The 19,345-nt window shown below is 66.5% G+C and carries 15 protein-coding genes; 11 read left to right on the forward strand and 4 right to left on the reverse strand.

Annotated features, from left to right (window positions below; all coding sequences use genetic code 11):
• Positions 1–8 precede the first annotated feature (8 nt).
• The 3 genes from LJ760_RS13770 to LJ760_RS13780 are packed head-to-tail and all read left to right on the forward strand — an operon-like array spanning position 9 to position 2,158.
• On the forward strand, positions 9–839 hold the full coding sequence (locus tag LJ760_RS13770) for a hypothetical protein (RefSeq protein ID WP_227921235.1): 831 nt from the start codon (positions 9–11) through the stop codon (positions 837–839).
• Complete coding sequence (locus LJ760_RS13775; RefSeq protein ID WP_227921237.1) at positions 826–1,392, forward strand: DUF2087 domain-containing protein; 567 nt, start codon at positions 826–828, stop codon at positions 1,390–1,392. Before LJ760_RS13770 ends, LJ760_RS13775 begins: the two co-directional genes overlap by 14 nt.
• Positions 1,385–2,158 carry a tyrosine-protein phosphatase gene (locus LJ760_RS13780; RefSeq protein ID WP_227921239.1) on the forward strand — a complete coding sequence of 258 codons (774 nt, stop codon included), beginning with the start codon at positions 1,385–1,387 and terminating at the stop codon, positions 2,156–2,158. Before LJ760_RS13775 ends, LJ760_RS13780 begins: the two co-directional genes overlap by 8 nt.
• Positions 2,159–2,168: 10 nt before the next feature.
• Here LJ760_RS13780 and LJ760_RS13785 read toward each other — a convergent pair whose 3' ends face one another.
• A complete protein-coding gene (locus tag LJ760_RS13785; RefSeq protein WP_227921242.1) occupies positions 2,169–3,212 on the reverse strand; it encodes a DUF2776 family protein in 1,044 nt (347 codons plus the stop codon).
• A 268-nt stretch (positions 3,213–3,480) separates the two neighbouring features.
• On the opposite strand from LJ760_RS13785, the gene LJ760_RS13790 reads away from it, so the two are divergent.
• A complete protein-coding gene (locus LJ760_RS13790; protein WP_227921244.1) occupies positions 3,481–5,166 on the forward strand; it encodes an MDR family MFS transporter in 1,686 nt (561 codons plus the stop codon).
• A gap of 19 nt (positions 5,167–5,185) precedes the next feature.
• On the opposite strand, the gene LJ760_RS13795 is transcribed toward LJ760_RS13790, so the two are convergent.
• Positions 5,186–5,452, reverse strand: a complete 267-nt coding sequence (locus LJ760_RS13795) for a hypothetical protein (protein ID WP_227921247.1) — start codon at positions 5,450–5,452, stop codon at positions 5,186–5,188.
• A 514-nt stretch (positions 5,453–5,966) separates the two neighbouring features.
• On the opposite strand from LJ760_RS13795, the gene LJ760_RS13800 reads away from it, so the two are divergent.
• From LJ760_RS13800 to pgsA, 5 genes are all read left to right on the forward strand, one after another.
• A complete protein-coding gene (locus tag LJ760_RS13800) occupies positions 5,967–6,278 on the forward strand; it encodes a DUF6504 family protein (protein WP_227921249.1) in 312 nt (103 codons plus the stop codon).
• A 3-nt stretch (positions 6,279–6,281) separates the two neighbouring features.
• Positions 6,282–9,683 carry a DNA polymerase III subunit alpha gene (locus LJ760_RS13805; RefSeq protein ID WP_227921251.1) on the forward strand — a complete coding sequence of 1,134 codons (3,402 nt, stop codon included), beginning with the start codon at positions 6,282–6,284 and terminating at the stop codon, positions 9,681–9,683.
• A 75-nt stretch (positions 9,684–9,758) separates the two neighbouring features.
• Positions 9,759–11,771 (forward strand): threonine--tRNA ligase, encoded by a 2,013-nt coding sequence (gene thrS, locus LJ760_RS13810; RefSeq protein WP_227921253.1) that lies wholly within the window; start codon positions 9,759–9,761, stop codon positions 11,769–11,771.
• A 15-nt stretch (positions 11,772–11,786) separates the two neighbouring features.
• The gene (locus LJ760_RS13815; RefSeq protein ID WP_227921255.1) at positions 11,787–12,371 is read left to right on the forward strand and encodes an HIT family protein; all 585 of its coding nucleotides are present in this window, start codon (positions 11,787–11,789) and stop codon (positions 12,369–12,371) included.
• 3 nt (positions 12,372–12,374) lie between these two features.
• A complete protein-coding gene (pgsA, locus tag LJ760_RS13820; RefSeq protein ID WP_227921257.1) occupies positions 12,375–12,992 on the forward strand; it encodes a phosphatidylinositol phosphate synthase in 618 nt (205 codons plus the stop codon).
• Positions 12,993–13,086: 94 nt separating this feature from the next.
• Here the strand turns inward: pgsA and LJ760_RS13825 are convergent, their stop codons facing one another.
• A complete protein-coding gene (locus LJ760_RS13825) occupies positions 13,087–15,111 on the reverse strand; it encodes a M3 family metallopeptidase (protein WP_227921259.1) in 2,025 nt (674 codons plus the stop codon).
• A 114-nt stretch (positions 15,112–15,225) separates the two neighbouring features.
• Between LJ760_RS13825 and LJ760_RS13830 the strand changes: the two genes are divergently transcribed.
• Positions 15,226–16,524 carry a CapA family protein gene (locus LJ760_RS13830; RefSeq protein WP_227921262.1) on the forward strand — a complete coding sequence of 433 codons (1,299 nt, stop codon included), beginning with the start codon at positions 15,226–15,228 and terminating at the stop codon, positions 16,522–16,524.
• A gap of 40 nt (positions 16,525–16,564) precedes the next feature.
• Here the strand turns inward: LJ760_RS13830 and LJ760_RS13835 are convergent, their stop codons facing one another.
• Positions 16,565–17,284, reverse strand: coding sequence for a class I SAM-dependent methyltransferase (locus tag LJ760_RS13835; protein ID WP_227921264.1), 720 nt, complete (start codon positions 17,282–17,284; stop codon positions 16,565–16,567).
• Between the two features lie 366 nt (positions 17,285–17,650).
• On the opposite strand from LJ760_RS13835, the gene LJ760_RS13840 reads away from it, so the two are divergent.
• The gene (locus LJ760_RS13840; RefSeq protein ID WP_227921267.1) at positions 17,651–19,327 is read left to right on the forward strand and encodes an HNH endonuclease; all 1,677 of its coding nucleotides are present in this window, start codon (positions 17,651–17,653) and stop codon (positions 19,325–19,327) included.
• Positions 19,328–19,345 lie beyond the last annotated feature (18 nt).

Here is a 19,345-nt window from a genome sequence, read left to right on the forward strand (position 1 = left end):
TGTGCCGCATGACACTCACTGTGGCCGACCTGTTTCCGGAGGATAAGGCTGTCCGTGTCCGGCTGGTGTGGGGTGCCCGGAGGGAAACTGCGGAGCAGGTGGCCGCCCGGATCCTGCCGATGCTGGATTTGTTCCGGGGACGGTTTGACGCTGCGGAGATGCGGTGGCACGGCCGGGCACTTGTGTTCAGGGAGGCGGCAGACTTTGCCGACCCGTCCGCGCTGGGCAGGGCGATTGAAAGTTTCCGCGAGCGCGATGCCCCCGACTCGCCGTTCTCCACCGGCACCAGCAAGACACAGTTCCGGCTTTACGCTGACACAGATGCCAAGGAAGCACTGTTCTCCCTGGACGTTACCGCCGGCCGGAACCTCGGCCCAAGGCCCAACGAGATCTCCCTGAAACTGCCGCCGGACTTCACTATCGGCACCCCCGATGAAGCCTCCGCCTGGTTCCGGAAGCTGATCCGCATCTGGGAGCCGGAGACGGCGAGCCTGACCAGCTGGGAAGTTCATGACAGGGTCAGCGAGCGCCGGACCCGGTTGGGATTGCCGGGACATGCATCTTTCCGGGAGCCCGCCGTCGGATACCTCAACTGGTTCTCCCGGACGGCCTACGGGCGGCTGCCCTTCCCCATTGCTGCTGCCGCCGTGCAGAACTACCCGGACGGAACGCTCATCACGGTGAGGGACTGGCGTGCCCCGGCCGTGGCGGACCTGTACGCCGAACTGCAGGTCATGGGGATGTTGCACCGTCCGCCGGCGGTCCAGGTGCTGTCACCGCCGGTCAGGGACGGTCAGGAACCGGACACAGATGTGAAAGGGAGCCATGGGGGAAACTAGGCCGGAGGCGAACCGCTGGCGTCCCGTGGCGGCGGCGCTCGCAGACCGCCGGCGCCTGCACCTGTACGCCCGCGCCGTGTTGGCGGCCGACGACGGCGCACGCCTGGACCCGGAGGACCTCACCTCTGCCGAGGCCAAGTCGTTGGCGGTGCTGCAGAACGCCGGCCTGGTCCGCGTCGGCGAGCGCGGGGTGGAACCCGTGGCGTCCGTCTTCGCTGATCTGCTGGCCGCCGGGATACGGCCAACCGACACGTCGGCCCGCCGCTTCCTGGTCAACGGCAGGGTCGAGGCCTACCCGCGCAAACGCTCCGACCGGCTGGAGCTGCTGCATTTCCTGGCCGGGGAGGTCTTTGAACATGCCCGGCCGCCGGAGCCGGGGCTGCGGCCAGTGCTGTCGGAGAAGGAACTCACCACCCGGCTGACGGCCTTCACCGCAGACCCCGCTGCCATCCGCCGCTATCTGGTGGATGAAGGCATTGTGGCCCGGGATGCCGCCGGCACCCAGTACTGGCTCACCCGCCCCCGTCCGGCGGAAGGAATGGAATTTGCCTAGTTCCCCGGATACGGCCAGCCTCCCTGCAGCCGACGCGCGGGTTCTTCGCCCCGTGGAGGGGCTGGTGAACTTCCGCGACTTGGGCGGCCGACGACGGCGCGACGGCACGCTCACGCCGCACGGGGTCTTCTTCCGCTCCGAAACGGTGGACCTGATCCGCCCCCGCGGCTGGGACACCCTGCATGCGCTGGGAGTGCGTACCGTCGTCGACCTCCGGCAGCCGCCCGAACGCGCACGGGACACCGCCGCCCGCCCGGACTGGCTCACCACGGTTCCCGTGGACCTGGACGGGCTGGCGGAAAATCCGGAGTTCTGGGAGGGGTACTGGAACAACGGACTGATGGGCACGCCGCTGTACTACCTGCCGCACCTCACCCGGCTGCCGGACCGGATGGGCGCCGTACTGCAGGCGCTCGCCGATGCCCCGCCCGGCGGGGTGCTCTTCCACTGCATGGCGGGCCGGGACCGGACGGGAATGACCGCAATGGTCCTGCTCGCGGCAGTGGACGCGGAGCCGGAGGAGATCCGGGAGGATTACTTCGAAACCGTCCGCAACGCGGATGCCTTCGCAGCAGCAACAGGACGGCCCAATCCGGAGGCAGAGAGCGAAAGACTGTGCGCCGGGCAGGGAACCAGCATGGACGGTGCCTTCCGCGCGGCGGCGGACGGCTTTTCGCTGGACCGGCTCTTTGACGACGCCGGGCTGCCGGAGGCAGTCCGCACCGGCATCCGCACCTGGCGGGGAGCAGTTCCCTCCACGCCTTAATGCTGCCCTGCTACTCCGACGTTCCCGCTTCGAGGATCGACACGATTGAGAAGAGCGTAAAGCAGACAGCCCCGAGTCCAACCAGCACGTGCGCGGGGACAAAGAACGCCGGGTCTGTGCCTGCGGCTTCAAAGAGGAACGCGGCGAAGAACAGGCAGCTGAGCGCTGTTCCGATGGGCATCAGCGGGATGCGGTTGGCCAGGGCAAACGTGCGACGCCAGACGAGGGCGAGCAACAGCACCTTCGACAGGATGCTGAAGCAGATCAGCCCGAGGCCGATCAGCACGCATCCCGGGGCCAGCCGATAGGGTTCGTCTGAACTGAACAGCACGAATAGTCCGAGCAGCACGTTGATCGTGCCCGCGGCAGCGACGAGCCAGGGCCAAGCGGAACGCTCGCCGTCGCTGAATTCGTTGCGCACCTGGCGCACGATGCTCGCGACCAGGGCGATCAGCGCCGTGCAGATCGCCGACAGGCCGATCAGGACGTGGCCGGCAACGAATCCGGGCGTATCCCCGCGCACCAACAGGCCGATCGCAAGGGAGAAACCGACGACGGCGGCTCCAACCGGAACTGCGAGCAGCCCGGCGCCGACGGCGCGGGAGTGGGCACCTTCCGGCGGGCCGCCCTGTGGCTCGAGTAACTGTGCTGACTGGATGAGAGTGAATTTCGTGGACGCGGCCGCGACGGTGCTGACGCACGCGGCGACGAAGCCGATGCCGATCACAACGAAGCCCGCCGTGAGGTTCTCCGCGGTGTTGTCCCGGTTGGCCAGAAGGATGCCCCAGATGACGGCGGCGGCAGCAGCCACGTAGCCGGAGAGCGGCAGGATGATCCCCCATACGCGCCCATAGCGGTTGATGAGCTGCCGAATGATGGTGGCCGCCGTGGTGAACAGTGCATAACAGATGGCGGTCAGCCCGACGTTGACGTGTCCGGCGACAAAGTGATCGGCATCGTTCCGCCCGGACAGGATGTAGAGGCCATAGGACAGACAGACAGCGCCCATCAGAAGCGGTATGGCGCGGAAAATGACGCTTATTGTACGGTTCATGGCGTACCCCGAAGGTGATCCCGTGCGGCTTCGACATCATGGCCGGTCCGCTTTCAGTGCCAGTGTGCGCCTGTCCTACCCGTGGAACAACGCCGAGGCAGGGAGCCGTTCCTTAGAGTAGGTAACTTCAACGCCCTCCACCACGACGCCTGCCGGTACCGGCGGCATGGGTGGCCGCCGCCGACCGTTGACTTGGCGGGACGGTGGGCGTCGAATGGAAGTCCCGGCCGGACTCCCACATCCGGCGGAAATTTCCAAGGAGGAGTGCATGGCCGACCGGTTTACTCCCCACGGAACCGCAGCAACCCATCCGATAGCCGGGATGGCCGGTGCCATGGGAGCGCCGGTCAACGCCGTCCCTCTGGTGGCGCACACGCCGCAGGCCCGGAGCGGCCCGCCAACGGGCGGGGACAGCGTGCAGGGCAGCGCCGATGCGGGAGGCGGGCATTCGCGGCGCCAGATCGCCGTCGTTTTCGCCGGGCTGATGCTGGCGGTGCTTGTCTCGGCCCTGGACCAGACCATCGTCTCCACCGCCCTGCCCACCATCGTGGGGGACCTGCAGGGTATGGACCACCTGTCCTGGGTGATCACCGCCTACCTGCTGACCTCCACAATCGGGCTGCCGATCTACGGGAAGCTCGGGGACCTGCTCGGGCGCAAGAACATCTTCATTTTCGCCATCGTGGTTTTCCTGGGCGGGTCCGCCCTGTCCGGGCAGGCGCACAGCATGGCCGAACTCATCACCTACCGGGCCATCCAGGGCGTAGGCGGCGGCGGGCTGATCATCGGTGCGCAGGCCATCATCGGTGACATTGTGCCCGCCCGCGAGCGCGGCAAGTACATGGGAATGATCGGGGCGGCGTTCGGTATCGCTTCCGTCAGCGGACCGCTGCTGGGCGGCTACCTTACCGACTACTGGTCCTGGCGGTGGGTGTTCTACATCAACCTGCCCATCGGTGCGGTGGCGCTCGCGGTCATCGTCACCGCCCTGCACCTGCCGCGGTCCGAACGCAAGGGGATCCGGCTGGACTATGCCGGTGCCGCACTGCTTGCCGTCGGCAGCGCCGCCCTGGTGCTGCTGACCAGCTGGGGCGGCAACAACTACGCCTGGACCTCACCCACCATCCTCACACTGGGAGCAGTGGCCGCCGTCGCCGTCGCCATCTTCATTCCGGTGGAACTGCGCGCGTCCGAACCGATCCTTCCGCTGCGCCTGTTCGGGATCCGCAACTTCCTGATCTGCACACTGGTTGGGCTGGCGGTGGGGCTGGCCATGTTCGGGTCCATTGCCTACCTGCCGACCTTCCTGCAGATCGTCAACGGAGCCAGTCCCACTATGTCCGGGCTGATGATGCTCCCCATGACCGCAGGGCTGCTCACCACCTCGATCGGGACGGGGCAGCTGATCTCCCGCACGGGCAAGTACAAGATCTATCCGATTCTCGGGTCCCTCACCATGATCGGCGGCCTGCTGCTGCTCTCGCGCATCTCCAGCACGACGCCGTACTCCCTCACCGCGCTGGGCATGTTCGTGCTGGGACTGGGGATCGGGGCGCTGATGCAGAACGTGGTGCTGATTGTGCAGAACAGCGTCCCGGCCAAGGACATGGGTACCGGGGTTTCCACCGCCAACTACTTCCGGCAGATGGGCGGTTCCCTGGGGATTGCCCTGTTCGGTTCCCTGTTCATCCGCCGGCTGAATGACCAGCTGGCCTCCGCACCGGCCGGAGCCGGCGATGCGGCGTCGGGCGGCGCCAATTCGATCAGCCCGGACAGCATCAGGGCGCTGCCCGCTCCGGCGCAGGACTTCATCAAATCCGCGTTCGGCGAGGCGCTGCCGCCGATCTTCCTGCTCGGGGTGCCGATCCTGGCGGCGGCCTTTGTCCTGACGCTGTTTCTTGTGCAGCAGCCGTTGTCCACCACGGCCCGGGTGGACATGGACAGCGGGAGATAGGACCTGCGGTTAGGTGCGGTTAGGTGCCGTCATAACCGGATAGGGAGAACACCAGCGCGAAAAGTGCAGCCAGGGTCGCTCCCTGCCAGATCAGGGAGGGAATGATGTACAGGCGGGCGGCAAGCCTCCTGTTTCCCTGGATAAGCGCCGCGATGAATCCCGTTACTCCTCCGAGCAGGGTGAGCAGGCCGGAAAAGGCGAAGAAGCCAAAAATGGAGAAGCCGGAGGTGTCCCAGGCGGCGAAGGCGATGAGGGGGCGGACGACGATCGCCCAGACGATCGACACGAGGACCATTCCCGTTATCGCTGCCGCGCTGAACCGTGTTTTCCGGGAGGCCGCTTCTGGAGGAACCGCTCCCTGATCCGCAGGCAGGACGTCCTGCGCATATGGATTCCGATGCTGCAGTTCAGGCTCCTGCCCGAACGGATTCCATGGTTCCGGTTGCTGCCGTCCATTAGGCGGTGTGTTGCTGTCTGCTGTCATAACCGGCCCCATCCGATGAGTATTGCCTGGACCAAGGCATCCTGCGCAGAATCCAGCTGTCTGGAAACAGTGTGCACCATGCGGGGGTCGGCTCCGTCAGCGGCACACCTGGGCGCTGCTGCTTCTGAGCGGATCTCCCTACCCGTCCATCTCCGTGTGGTGCCGTTTGTCCCCTGCTGGTCGTACACTGGTGGCGGAGCTGTTCGAACATATGTTCGAATTAGTTGCGAACTGATAATCAACTGAAAACCAATGGATAACCAGTGGGTTGGTGCGTGTGCGGTGCGCATGCATCCGTGGGCGGAGAGGAAGCTGAATGGGTACCTTCAGCGAAGCGATCGAGGTGGTGTGCTCGCCTGCGGGCCAGCCTCTCCGGCTTATCTGGGGCGGGCACACCTACAAGGTGGGGGCTGATCCTGTGCGCTGGTATGAACGCCGTAACTGGTGGGAGGAAGAAACCCGCGCCGAACGCGGACATGGCGCCGGGCTGGTGGATACCGAGATCTGGCGGGTCCAGGCCCGGGTCAATGACCGCTCCGACCTGCGCACCCTCGACCTCTCGCACCATGTCCGCAGCGACCGCTGGCGCCTGATCCGCATTCATGACGCGCTGAGGGACAGTGCCTAAGCAATGAGCTTTACCCACCTGCACGCCGCCACCGCGTTCAGCGCCCACTACGGGGTGTCCTGGCCGGAGGAAATGGCCCAGTCCGCAGCGGCCGACGGCGCGGACGCACTGGCCTGCACAGACCGGGACGGGCTCTACGGAACGGTCAAGCACCTGCGGGCCTGCATGGAAGCCGGTATCGATCCCATCGTGGGCGTGGATTTGGCCGTGCTCGATGACGGGAACGCGGTTACGGGCCGGGTAGTCATCCTTGCCCACGGGCATACCGGGGGAGCAGGCTACCGTGCCCTGTGCAGGCTGATCTCCGCCGCGCACGCCGCCACCTCAGCCTCCCGGGCACGCGCCGGCAAACCGGTAGGCGTCACCATGGAACAACTGGCCGGGTACGTCTGCACAGAGGGGGAGGATGAACCTGTCCTCACCGTCCTCGTCGGCCCGCAGTCCGACGTCGGCCAGGCCATGCGCAGCCGAAGCTACGCCGTCGCCCGTACCCTGTTCGGCCGCTGGCGCTCGCTGATCCCTGCCCGGGCGCTCGCCGTCGAGGTGGTTACCCATCTGTCCGCCCCGGGGGAGAACCTCAGCCTTGCCCACGCCGTACGCATGTTCCGGCTGGCCGACGAGATGCGTGTGCCCGGCATCCTCACCAATGCCGTGCGCTACGTGGACGAGGATGGAGCCGCCACCGCTGACGTGCTCGACGCCGCGCGCTCGCTGACGTCGCTCTCCCACCTTCCGGACTTACAGCCCAACGGGCAGGGCTGGCTCAAGGGGGTACGGGAGATGACTGCGCTTGCCCGCGAGATCAGCTCCGAGGCGGGCTACGGTTCCTCGGGAGCGGTACGGATGCTGGCCGACACTGCGGCGCTCGCGGATAGCTGCCGGATAGACCCCGTGGCGGATATGGGCTGGAAGCAGCCCGTGGTACCTGAAGCCTCGGTGATCGGCATCGAGGCCGAACCCATGATCGAACTGCACCAGCGCTGCGAGGCGGGGATTACCCGTAGGCTGCGCGCCCGGGACTCGATTGCCGAGGTGGAACTGCGCAACCGGCTCGAACACGAGCTGGGCATCATCGAGCGGCTGGGCTTCGCATCGTACTTCCTCACGGTTGCGGAAGTCTCCGCCATGATCACCGGGATGGGGGTACGCGCCGCTGCCCGGGGGTCGGGGGCCTCCTCGCTGGTGAACTTCCTGCTGGGCGTCAGCCACGTGAACCCGCTGGACCACGACCTGATCTTTGAACGCTTCCTCTCCCGGGACCGCTCCACGCTGCCGGACATCGACATAGACGTGGAAAGCGCCGAGCGGCACAACGTCTATCACCGCATCTTCGAACGCTTCGGCTCCGAACGGGTCACGCTGATGAGCATGCAGAACGGCTACCGGGCACGGGGAGCGGTGCGCGACGCCGGACTGGCCCTGGGCATGCCCGAGGAGGAGATCGGCGCTGTGGCTAAGCAGCTATGGCGTTTCTCGGCCCGCAACTTCCGCGAGGCGCTCGCCGAAAAGCCCGAACTGCGGGAATTCTCCGGCCAGGTGGAAAAGAACCAGCAGCTGGACCTGCTGGTGGACCTCACCGAACGCCTGGACCGGCTGCCCCGGCACATTTCCATGCATCCCTGCGGAGTGATCCTGGGGGACACCTCCCTGCTGGACCGCACCCCCGTGCAGCCCAGCGGCCTGGGCCTGCCCATGTCCCAGTTCGACAAGCACGACATGGACCCCATGGGCATGCTCAAACTCGACGTGCTGGGTGTGCGGATGCAGAGCGCCATGGCCTTTGCCGTACGCGAAGTGGTGCGGGTGCACTCCTCCCGTGAAGAGGTCATTGCCGCCGGGAAGCATCGGGACGGGCCGGAGGAGCCGGACCCGGAGTTCGTCGAACACGACGGCCGGATCAACCTCGACGCCGTTCCGTTCGACGACGAACCCACCTACGAACTGATCCGCAGCACGCACACCCTGGGCTGCTTCCAGATCGAATCCCCGGGACAGCGCGAGCTGGTGGGCAAGCTGGCGCCGCGGGAGTTCAATGACCTGATCATCGACATTTCCCTGTTCAGGCCCGGGCCGATGAAATCCGACATGGTCCGGCCGTTTTTGGAACACCGGCACGGCTTCTCCCCGGAGGTCTACCCGCACGAGGCGCTGCGCCCGGTGCTGGCCGAAACCCACGGCGTCACCGTCTTCCACGAACAGGTGCTGCGGACGCTGAATGTCTTCACCGGCTGCGGGCTGGCGAAGGCGGACGAACTGCGCCGCCTGCTGGGCAACGAATCCGCCGAGCCGGGCGTGGAGGAATACTTCCGCAGCAAGTCCGCCGCCCGCGGCTACACGCCGGAAACCATCGACAAGGTCTGGGACACGCTCAAGGCCTTCGGCAGCTTCGGCTTCTGCAAGGCCCACGGCGCTGCCTTCGCCGTACCCACCTACCAGTCGGCATGGCTGAAGGCACACCACCCGGCGGCGTTCCTCGCCGGCATCTTCGAACATGATCCCGGCATGTACCCGCGCCGGCTGCTCGTCGCCGAGGCGCGGCGGATGGGCATCCCCATCCTGCCCCTGGACATAAACCGCAGCGGCGAAACCTACCGGGTGGAGCGGCTCGACGACGGCCGGCTGGGCATCCGGCTGTCCCTGGCCGGGATCTACGGGCTGTCCGCCGTCGAGCTAATGCGCATCGCCGCCGGGCAGCCCTATGACTCCCTGGCGGACCTGAGGGCACGTGCGAAGGTCTCCCGGCCCACGCTGCGCCGGCTGGCGCAGCTCGGAGCGTTCGATTCGCTCAGCAAGCAGACCGGCTCCGAGGGCAGCCGTGCGGACCTGATCCAGTACCTGGACGCCGCACCGGCCAAGTCCGCGTCCCGGAAGCATGATCCGATTCCCGGGCAGCTGGCCCTGCCGCTGGGGGATACCGAGCTGGCGAACCTGCACCATCACCTGCCCGAACCCGGGCTGCGGGAAAAGGTCCGCACCGAACTGGATCTTTTGTCCGTGGACGTCAGCGCGCACTTGATGGAAAGCTACGGTCCATTGCTGCGCGGACTCGGCGTCACTCCCGCGGAAGCATTGATGGACCTGCGCAACGGGACCGAGGTGCTGGTCGCCGGGATCCGGGTGGCCACTCAGACTCCTCCCATGCGCGGGGGACGCCGCGTGGTGTTCATCAGCCTCGACGACGGCACCGGATGCATTGACTGCACGTTCTTCCACGAGGCGCAGGAGAAATCCGGTCCGCTGCTTTTCGGCACGGAGCTGCTGCTGGTCCGCGGCTTGACCCGCCGCACCGGCCCGCGGGGCATCAGCCTCCAGGCACTCGAAGCATGGAACCTGGCGGACCCGGACTCGCTTCCGAAACCCGGCCGTCAGCGCGGCATGTTGGTGGGGTCCAAGCGCAGCGGATAACATCGGTACGGGCGGAAGTGCGGCCGTGTCCAGGCCGTGCAGCAGACGCCGTACAACGAAATCTAGGAGACAACCGTGTCAGTGCCAGAGAAGTTCACCCTCATCGTCGACGGCGAAGAGACCACGGTGGATACTGGCACCACTGGTGCTCAGCTCTTCTTCGAACGCCGCGACGTCGTCGTGATGCGCGTGCACTCCGTCCTCAAGGACCTGGATACGCCGCTGGAGCAGGGCGACATCGTGGAGTCCGTCACCATTGACTCCGAAGACGGACTGAATGTCCTGCGCCACTCCACCGCGCACGTCATGGCCCAGGCCGTGCAGCAGCTGCGTCCGGACGCCAAACTGGGCATCGGTCCGTACATCAAGGACGGTTTCTACTTCGACTTCGACGTTGCCGAGCCGTTCACGCCGGAGGACCTGAAGACCCTCGAGAAGATGATGCAGAAGATCATCAACTCGAACCAGAAATTTGCCCGCCGCGTGGTCAGCGAAGACGAAGCCCGTGAAGCCATGAAGAACGAGCCGTACAAGCTCGAACTGCTGGGCAAGAAGGACGGCGCCGAGGAAGCCGGCGAAGGTGCCAGCATCGAGGTCGGCGCCGGCGAGATCACCATTTACGACAACGTGGACCGCAAGTCCGGCGACGTCGTCTGGTGCGATCTGTGCCGCGGCCCGCACCTGCCCAACACCAAGCTGATCTCCAACGCCTTCGCCCTGACCCGCTCCGCCGCCGCCTACTGGCTCGGCAACCAGAAGAACCAGCAGCTGCAGCGCATCTACGGCACCGCCTGGCCCACTAAGGACGCACTGAAGGCCTACCAGGAGCGCCTGGCCGAAGCCGAGCGCCGCGACCACCGCAAGCTGGGCACCGAGCTGGATCTGTTCTCCTTCCCGGATGAGCTGGGTTCGGGCCTGCCGGTGTTCCACCCCAAGGGCGGCATCATCCGCAAGGCCATGGAGGATTACTCCCGCCAGCGCCACACCGAGGCCGGCTACGAGTTCGTCTACACCCCGCACATCACCAAGGGCCACCTGTACGAGGTATCCGGCCACCTGGACTGGTACCGCGACGGGATGTTCCCTCCCATGCACGTGGACGAGGTCACCGATCCGGAGACCGGCGAGGTCACCAAGCCCGGCCAGGACTACTACCTGAAGCCGATGAACTGCCCCATGCACAACCTGATCTTCCGCTCCCGCGGACGGTCCTACCGCGAGCTGCCGCTGCGCCTGTTCGAATTCGGTTCCGTGTACCGCTACGAGAAGTCCGGCGTCATCCACGGCCTGACGCGCGTGCGGGGCATGACCCAGGACGACGCCCACATCTACTGCACCCGCGAGCAGATGAAGGATGAGCTGACCACCACGCTGAAGTTCGTGCTGGACCTGCTCAAGGATTACGGCCTGGACGACTTCTACCTGGAGCTCTCCACCAAGGACCCGGAGAAGTTCGTCGGCTCCGACGACATCTGGGAGGAAGCCACCCGCACCCTCGCCGAGGTTGCCGAAGCCTCCGGCCTGGACCTCGTCCCGGATCCGGGCGGAGCAGCCTTCTACGGCCCGAAGATCTCCGTCCAGGCCCGTGACGCCATCGGCCGCACCTGGCAGATGTCCACCATCCAGCTGGACTTCAACCTGCCCGAGCGCTTCGAGCTCGAGTACCAGGCCGCAGACGGCACCCGCCAGCGCCCGGTCATGATCCACCGCGCCCTGTTCGGTTCCGTGGAACGCTTCATGGCCGTGCTCACCGAGCACTACGCCGGCGCGTTCCCGGCCTGGCTGGCACCGGTTCAGGTGGTCGGCATCCCCGTGGCCGAAGCGTTCAACGACTACATGTTCGACGTCGTCGACAAGCTCAAGGCGCACGGCATCCGCGCCCAGGTGGACACCGGAACCGACCGCTTCCCGAAGAAGATCCGCACCGCGTCCAAGGACAAGATCCCGTTTGTCCTGATCGCCGGCGGCGACGACGCCGAGGCAGGCGCCGTCTCCTTCCGCTTCCGGGACGGCAGCCAGGACAACGGCGTACCCGTTGAAGAAGCCGTCAAACGGATTGTCGAAGCCGTCCGTAACCGGGACAAGTAGGGCGGCGGGGACGCTATGGGAGAACAACCTGACGACGCCGCGGTGACGGACACGTTCGAACTCGCCGGCGTCCCCGACGCATTCCAGCGGCTCTGGACCCCGCACCGGCTTGCCTACATCAAGGGCGGGCAGAAGCAGGTCTCCTCGAAGGAGACCTGCCCGTTCTGCGCCGCGCCGGAGCGGTCGGACGAGGAATCGCTGATTGTCCACCGCGGCCGGCACGCCTTCGTGATCCTGAACCTCTTCCCGTACAACGCCGGCCACCTGCTGGTCTGCCCGTACCGCCATGTGCCGGACTACACGGACATCGACCCGGAGGAGACGGCGGAAATCGCGGCGCTGACCCAGACCGCCATGCGCGTGCTGCGGAAGGTGTCCAGCCCCACCGGTTTCAACCTGGGCATGAACCAGGGCGAAACCGGCGGGGCCGGGATTGCCGCCCACCTGCACCAGCACATCGTTCCGCGGTGGGGCGGTGATGGAAACTTCCTGCCGATCATCGCGCAGACCAAGGCCATCACCCAGACCCTGGGCGACGTGCGCCGGCAAGTGGCCGATGCCTGGCCCGAAGAGGGCTCCGGCCCGGACAGCGAGGACTGACACGTGCTCAACAAATACGCACGGGGATTCTTCACTGCCGTTTTCAGCCCGCTGGCCACCTGGCTGCTCCGCCGCGGCGTAACCCCGGACATGGTCACCATCGCCGGCACGCTCGGTGTGATGGTCGGCGGACTGGTCTTTTATCCGCTGGGTGAGCTGTTCTGGGGCACCATCTTCATTACCGTTTTCATCTTCTCCGACGTGGTGGACGGGATCATGGCCCGGCAGCAGCAGCGCAAGGGCAGCTGGGGCGGGTTCCTGGATTCCACCCTCGACCGCTTCGCCGACGGCGCCCTGTTTGCCGGCGTCGCCATCTGGTTCTTCACCGGCGGCGGCAACGACGCGATCGGCATCGCGGCCATCCTCTGCCTGGTGGTCGGCATGCTGGTGTCCTACATCCGCGCCAAGGCCGAGTCGCTGGGCTTCTCCGCCAACGTCGGCATTGCCGAGCGGGCGGAGCGGCTGGTCTCCCTGCTGGTCGCTACCGGGCTGGTGGGCCTGGGCGTCCCCGAGGTCCTGCTGCTGGTGGTCCTGATCCTGCTGACCCTGGCCAGCTGCGTGACCATCGGCCAGCGGATGCACACCGTGCGGAAGCAGGCGCGGATGGCCAACCCTGCCTAGGCAGGCGTAGTTGGCGCAATAGAAGGCGGGAACCGGTGATCCGGTTCCCGCCTTCTGTTTATCGGCTGCGGTTGCCGCTGCGGCCTCGTCGGGCTTAGGCCAGGCCGCGCCGGTCCAACAGCGGCTGGATCTGCGCATCGCGTCCGCGGAAGTTCCGGAACGCCTGCAGCGGGTCGATGCTGTTGCCGCGGGACAGCAGCTCCGTCCGGAAACGGTCCCCGTTCTCCCGTGTCAGGCCGCCGTTCTCCCGGAACCACTCGACTGTGTCGGCGTCGAGCACTTCGCTCCAGATGTACGCGTAGTACGAGGCCGCGTAGCCGCCGGCAAAGATGTGTTTGAAGTAGCCGGTGCGGTAACGCGGCGGAACCAGGTCCAGGTCGACGCCGGCCGCCGCCAGGGCAGCGGCCTCGAATGCTTCCGGATCCTGCACCGTTTCGCCCGGTGCGAGTTCGTGCCAGGCCAGATCCAGCAGGGCGGCCCCCAGGTACTCGGTGGTGGAGAACCCCTCGCCCCAGACGGCCGCCGCATTCACCTTGTCGATTTCCTCCTGCGGCAGCGGCTCCCCGGTGACGTAGTGCTTCGCGAAGTTGCCGACCACCTCCGGCCACAGCATCCACATTTCGTTGACCTGTGACGGGTATTCAACGAAGTCCCGCGGTACGGCGGTGCCGGAGAACTGGGGATACGTGACATCAGAGAACAACCCGTGCAGCGCATGGCCGAATTCGTGGAATGCCGTGACCACCTCGCCGAAGGTCAGCAGCGTCGGTTCACCGGCAGCGGGCTTGGAAATGTTCAGGTTGTTGATGACCACGGGCGGGGCATCCAGCAGCCGGGACTGGTGGACCAGTGAGTTCATCCAGGCGCCGCCGTTCTTGGTGTCCCGGGTGTAATAGTCGCCCAGGAACAGGCCCAGCCCGGTGCCGTCGTCGTCCTTGACCTCCCAGACCCGGACGTCCGGGTGATAGCCCGCGAGGTCCGCCCGTTCGGTGAAGGTCAGTCCGTAGAGCCGGTTGGCAGCATAGAAGACGCCGTCCGTGAGGACGCGCTCCAGTTCGAAGTACGGCCGCAGGGCGGAGGAGTCGACGTCGAACTTCTCCCGACGGACCTGCTCGGAGTAGTACGCCCAGTCCCAGGCGGCCAGTTCGTGTCCGTCCCGCCGGGCCGCTTCGCGCAGCTCTTCGGCTTCCGCCTTGGCGTTGCGGACGGCTGCAGGGGCGAGCTTGTCCAGCATGGCGTGGATCGCGGCCAGGGACGGTGCGGTCTGGTCATCCGTGCCGTACTCGGCATGGTTCGCGAAACCGAGCAGTGCGGCCTTTTCCGCCCGCAGCGCGGCCATTTCGGCGGCGAGGGCAAGCGTGTTCCCGTCATTGTTCCGGAAACCGCGGTTACGGGCGGCATCATGCAGCCGACGGCGGCTCTCACGGTTGGTCAGCGACGCCAGGGCCGGCTGCGGGGTGGGCAGCACGAGGGACAGGAGGTACTTGCCGTCGTGTCCCGCTTCCGCCGCTGCGGTCGCCGCTGCGGCTATGTCGTCGTCGGACAGGCCGTCCAGTTCGGCGGCGTCGTCCACCACCAGGGCCGAATCGTTGGTGTCCTTCAGCAGGCGCTGGGAAAAGTCGGTGCCCAGTTCCGAAAGCCGGGCGTTCAGCTCCCGCATGCGGGCCTGCCCGGCGTCATCGAGCTGCGCACCGGCGCGGATGAAGCGGCGGCGGTACTCGGACACGAGGCGTGCCTGCTCATCATCCAGGCCGGCAAGGTTCGCAGCGACGGCTTCGACGCGGGCAAAGAGCTGCCGGTTGAGGTAAATCGTGTCCTCATGCGCGGCGAGCCGCGGGCCGATCTGCTGCTGGATCCGCTGCACGCCGTCGGTGGCGTGCGCGGCACAGAGGGTGAAGAAGACGACGGCGGTGCGGCCCAGCTCCTGGCCCGATAATTCCAGGGCCTCGATCGTGTTTTCGAAGTCCGGAGCCTGCGGGTTCGCGGCAATGCGCTCAATCTCGGCGGCATGCCCGGAAATTCCGGAGTCAAAGGCGGGCAGGAAAACGTCTTCGTTGATCTGCTCGAACGGGGGCAGCTGGTACGGCAGGCTACTCGGGTAAAGGAAAGGGTTGTCCATAAAGCCCAAGACTGGCACAGCGGGGCATCCCGCTCCAACCTGGCACTGCAGTAGGATCGGTCCGATTCCCCGCTGCCGCAGCCTGCGGGCCTGGGGAGATGCGTGGGGAAGTTCATGAAACGCAATCCGGGTATTCGTCCTGCGGGGCTGTTCCGCGTGCCGGGGCTCGCGGTGGTGCTGGCCCTGTTGCTTGGCGGCTGCATGGCGGCCGGTGGAGACGGGCCGGAGGGCGGCGAGGGCGCCGGCGGGCCGTCGTCGGCGTCGTCATCCCCGGCAGCGTCATCCTCCCCAGCGTCGCCTGCCCGGTCGGCGCCGCCGTCGTTACCGTCCGCCGAGCCCGGCAACCCCGGCAAGGGTCCGGCCTGTCCCACGGAGAACTGCTTTTCCCTGATGCTTGCCGGGGACCTGCTGGTCCATCCGCAGCTGTGGGAGCAGGCCTCGGCGGATGCGGGTGCCTCGGGTAAGGGACCGCTGGACTTCGAGCCGCTGCTGGCCGGGCAACGGACCTACATTTCCGGATCGGACCTGGCCGTGTGCCACATGGAGACTCCGGTGGCCGAACCGGACGGGCCGTATACGGGTTATCCCATGTTCAACGTGCCGCCGCAGATCCTCACGGCAGCGGCCGCCGTCGGCTATTCCGGCTGCACCACCGCCAGCAACCACACCATCGACGCCGGTACGGCCGGCTTGAACCGCACGCTAGGCGTACTGGATTCCCTGGGGTTGGCGCACACCGGATCGTACGCCGCCGAGACCGGCGCCGGCGCGCCCATGCTCCTGTCCGCTCCGGCGGGCGACCTGGCCGTCATCGAAGCCACTTACGGGTTGAACGGGTTGGTTGCCGAGTATCCGTGGCAGGTGGATCTGATCGACGCCCCCGCGATGATCGACAAGGCCCGAACGGCCCGTGCGGAAGGGGCCGACGTCGTCGTCGCTGCCATCCACGCAGGTGAGGAATACGCGTCGGTGCCCAATGCGCAGCAGGTGGAAACCGCCCATGCGCTGGCGGACAGCGGCGAGTTCGACTTCATTTACGGCCACCACACGCATTCGGTACTGCCTATCGAGAATTACAACGGCACGTGGATTGTCTACGGGCTCGGCAATGCCGTGACGGAGCTTTCGCCTTCGTACGACGTCAATAACGAGGGCCTGATAGTCCGGGCGCAGTTCGCCCGCGACGACGCCGGGGCCTGGACGGTCAGCGACCTCGCCTGGGCGCCGTCGGTGATTGTCCGGGATCCGTACCGGTGGTGTTCCGTTGCGGGGGACCTGCCGCAGGGGGAGTGCGCGCCGCCGGCCCAGCGGGAAGCGGTGCGCGCACGGACTGTTCCGGTGGTCGAATCTCTGGGGGCGGCCGACGCCGGGGCGCATGAATGGCTGATGACGCAGGACGGCGGGGGAGGGTAAGCGTGGGGTGTGCGGGGGTGGCGGGCCGCGTACGGGCGGGTCAGACCGCTTCGGTGAGAAAGATCCACTCCGGTGAATCCTGCCGCACCGGGCTTCGATCCCAGTGACCCCAGCACTGACCGACCGTAAGTCCTGCCGCTTCCAAACCCGCGGTAACCGTGTCCCAGGAAGGGAAGCGGAGGGTCTCGATTGTCGTCCGCGTTCCGGAATCGTCGGTCCAGGTATCGGTGTGCGTGACCAGGTCCTTTTGCCGCCGGACGGTCTGGGTGACTGTTCCCCGGTTGGTGCTGTGCGTGCCCTCCCATTGGCGCCAGGCTTCGACGGCGGGGTTGCGCACTTCAAACGCCAGCCGGCCTCCGGGCCTCAGCGCCCGTCCGGCATGGGTGAGGACCTGCACCCATGAGGCGTCATCAAGGAAGTACTGCGCTACATGCCCGGTCATCAGCACCAAATCGGCCCAGGCTGCCGGCAGGTGGTCCGCGGTTCCCCGGATCCAGGTGACGGCGTCGGCATGCGGCTGGGTGGCTGCGAGCGAAAGCATGGTTTCTTCAGGTTCGACTCCCGTGACCTCATATCCCTGCCCTGCCAGCAGGCTGCACAGCAGGCCTGTTCCTGATCCGATGTCCGCAACGCGGCGGGCTCCCAGCTCGGCAGCCAGTGCCAAATAGAACGGCAGGTCCTGGCGGGCTTCCGTATCGGCGTCATAGGCGGCAGCAAGTTCAGGGACGGCGTAGTAGTTCCCGGGCTCCGATGGAGTCATGCGGCTCGTTTCAGTCGGTGGTTTTTCACTTGGGGAGCAGGATGGGTTCGGTCTGGGTGCGCGCCTGAACGGTAGCACGCGTGCCGGACCTGGACCTGGGGCTGGCTGGCGGAGGCGACCGGCGGACCTGGGGTGGACCGACGTCGGGACGCCCAGCCGCCAGACTGCAGCGGATCCAGCCTCGCCTCCGGGCCAACGAAGGCACGCCTCCAACGAGCACCCGGGACTGGCAGGCCGCGGCATCCGGACCCTCTCTTTCAACTGTTTTCCCAAGTCAGAGCCGGGGTACCCAGAGGTGTGGGTAGTTTTCCACAAGGACGAAAACTCCTATTGCAGGCTTGGTTTTGAGTCCATAGCATCGAACACATGTTCGAATCAAATCGGGACTATCCAGCATCCGTTGAGGGCGCTGAGCTCCGCTTCGGTACAGCCGCTGGGCACCGCAGTGGCAACAACGGTCCGGCAGCCGAGCCGGCGCTGTCCAGCCGTGAGCGCCCTGGTCCGGCGGCCGAGCCGGCGCTGTCCAGCCGTGAGCGCCCTGGTCCGGCAACCGTCGCGGAGGCGCATTGCGGCAACGAACCGCCATCCTCGCCGGTCGCCGCGTGGATCGCCGAGCTGTCTTCCGGGCGCGCTCTGGAAGAGATCGCCTCCGATACAGACGCGGGTCTCATAAGCCGGCTGCGCGTCCTGGAAGAACTCAAGGCCGCTGCTGCAGCAGCCCAGGTTCGTGTCGCCGCCGCCTTCGATGCCTCCGTCCGTGCAGCACATGCACGCTCCGGCATTCCCGAAGAGCAGCAGGGGAGAGGCATTGCTGCTCAAATTGCCCTCGCCCGGCGCGAATCGCCGGCACGCGGCGGGCGGATTCTTGGCTTTTCCAAAGCGCTTGCACTTGAAATGCCATGCACACTCCGGGCGCTGTCCGAGGGCAGACTCAACGAATGGCGGGCCACGCTTCTGGTCCGTGAGACGGCATGCCTGTCGGTATCCGACCGTCGCTTGGTGGACCGTGAGGTAGCCGGAGACGTTGCCGGACTCGAGGGGCTCGGAGACGGGCGTCTGATTGGCAGGATTCGGAAACTAACGTACCGGATCGACCAAGAGGCGCTGGTCCGGCGTGCAGCCAAGGCCCAGTCGGACCGCTATGTTTCCTGCCGGCCTGCCCCGGACACCATGACCTACCTGACAGGCCTATTGCCGGTGGCCCAGGGGGTCGCGGTCTTTGCCGCCCTCAGCCGCGAAGCAGATTCCCTCCGGGCACGTGGCGATGAACGCGGCCGGGGCCAGATCATGGCTGACACGCTGGTTGAAAGAATCACCGGTCTTACCCACGCTGACCGGGTGCCGCTGGAGGTCCAGCTTGTTATGACCGACCGTACGCTGCTGGCGGGTTCGAACGAACCGGCCTACCTCAGCGGATACGGCGTGGTGCCGGCCATGTGGGCACGCGACGCGGTGCGGAAAGCGGCGAACGGCAAGGCTGGTGGTGGTCTGGCCGCGAGCGGCATTGCTGGTCGCGGATTGGGCGGAAGCCGCAAGGGCGGTGAGGCCCATGCCGGAAGCTGCAGCGGCGGAGAGGATACCGCCGACAGCGTCAGCCCCGGCGGTGAAAAGACCGGAAAGGACCGGTCACACAAAGCCGGACACGAAGAACCGACCAGCCGTCGCCGAGCATCTGCGTCGCCGGACCTCTGGCTCCGGCGCCTCTACACGGCCCCGACCTCAGGTGAACTCATTGGCCTGGACTCCAAGGCGCGGTTTGTCCCTGGATTATTGGCGAGGTTCATCTCCGTGAGGGACCAAACCTGCCGGACACCGTGGTGCAACGCCCCAATCCGGCACCGCGACCATATCCGTCCGCACCGCATCGGCGGGAGTACAAAGGCCGAAAACCTGCAGGGCCTGTGCGAAGCCTGCAACCAAGCCAAGGAAGCACCCGGCTGGCAGGCAAGGAGTGTTGGAAGTCCCGGCCGGCACGCGGTCGAAATCACCACGCCGACCGGATACACCTATCAATCCACGGCGCCGCCGCTGCCGGGCACCTGAGTCGCAGCGCTAGTTGGC

The sequence above is a fragment of the Arthrobacter sp. zg-Y895 genome, from assembly GCF_020731025.1.
In the GTDB taxonomy this organism is placed as follows: domain Bacteria; phylum Actinomycetota; class Actinomycetes; order Actinomycetales; family Micrococcaceae; genus Arthrobacter_B.

Bases quoted from the DNA above. Each gene is read 5' to 3' on its own strand.
- LJ760_RS13790 (WP_227921244.1), top strand. From the start codon at position 3,481: ATGGCCGACCGGTTTACTCCCCACGGAACCGCAGCAACCCATCCGATA.
- LJ760_RS13770 (WP_227921235.1), top strand. From the start codon at position 9: ATGACACTCACTGTGGCCGACCTGTTTCCGGAGGATAAGGCTGTCCGT.
- LJ760_RS13830 (WP_227921262.1), top strand. From the start codon at position 15,226: ATGAAACGCAATCCGGGTATTCGTCCTGCGGGGCTGTTCCGCGTGCCG.
- LJ760_RS13825 (WP_227921259.1), bottom strand. From the start codon at position 15,111: ATGGACAACCCTTTCCTTTACCCGAGTAGCCTGCCGTACCAGCTGCCC.
- LJ760_RS13840 (WP_227921267.1), top strand. From the start codon at position 17,651: ATGTTCGAATCAAATCGGGACTATCCAGCATCCGTTGAGGGCGCTGAG.
- LJ760_RS13800 (WP_227921249.1), top strand. From the start codon at position 5,967: ATGGGTACCTTCAGCGAAGCGATCGAGGTGGTGTGCTCGCCTGCGGGC.
- LJ760_RS13835 (WP_227921264.1), bottom strand. From the start codon at position 17,284: ATGACTCCATCGGAGCCCGGGAACTACTACGCCGTCCCTGAACTTGCT.
- LJ760_RS13805 (WP_227921251.1), top strand. From the start codon at position 6,282: ATGAGCTTTACCCACCTGCACGCCGCCACCGCGTTCAGCGCCCACTAC.
- LJ760_RS13785 (WP_227921242.1), bottom strand. From the start codon at position 3,212: ATGAACCGTACAATAAGCGTCATTTTCCGCGCCATACCGCTTCTGATG.
- LJ760_RS13775 (WP_227921237.1), top strand. From the start codon at position 826: ATGGGGGAAACTAGGCCGGAGGCGAACCGCTGGCGTCCCGTGGCGGCG.
- LJ760_RS13815 (WP_227921255.1), top strand. From the start codon at position 11,787: ATGGGAGAACAACCTGACGACGCCGCGGTGACGGACACGTTCGAACTC.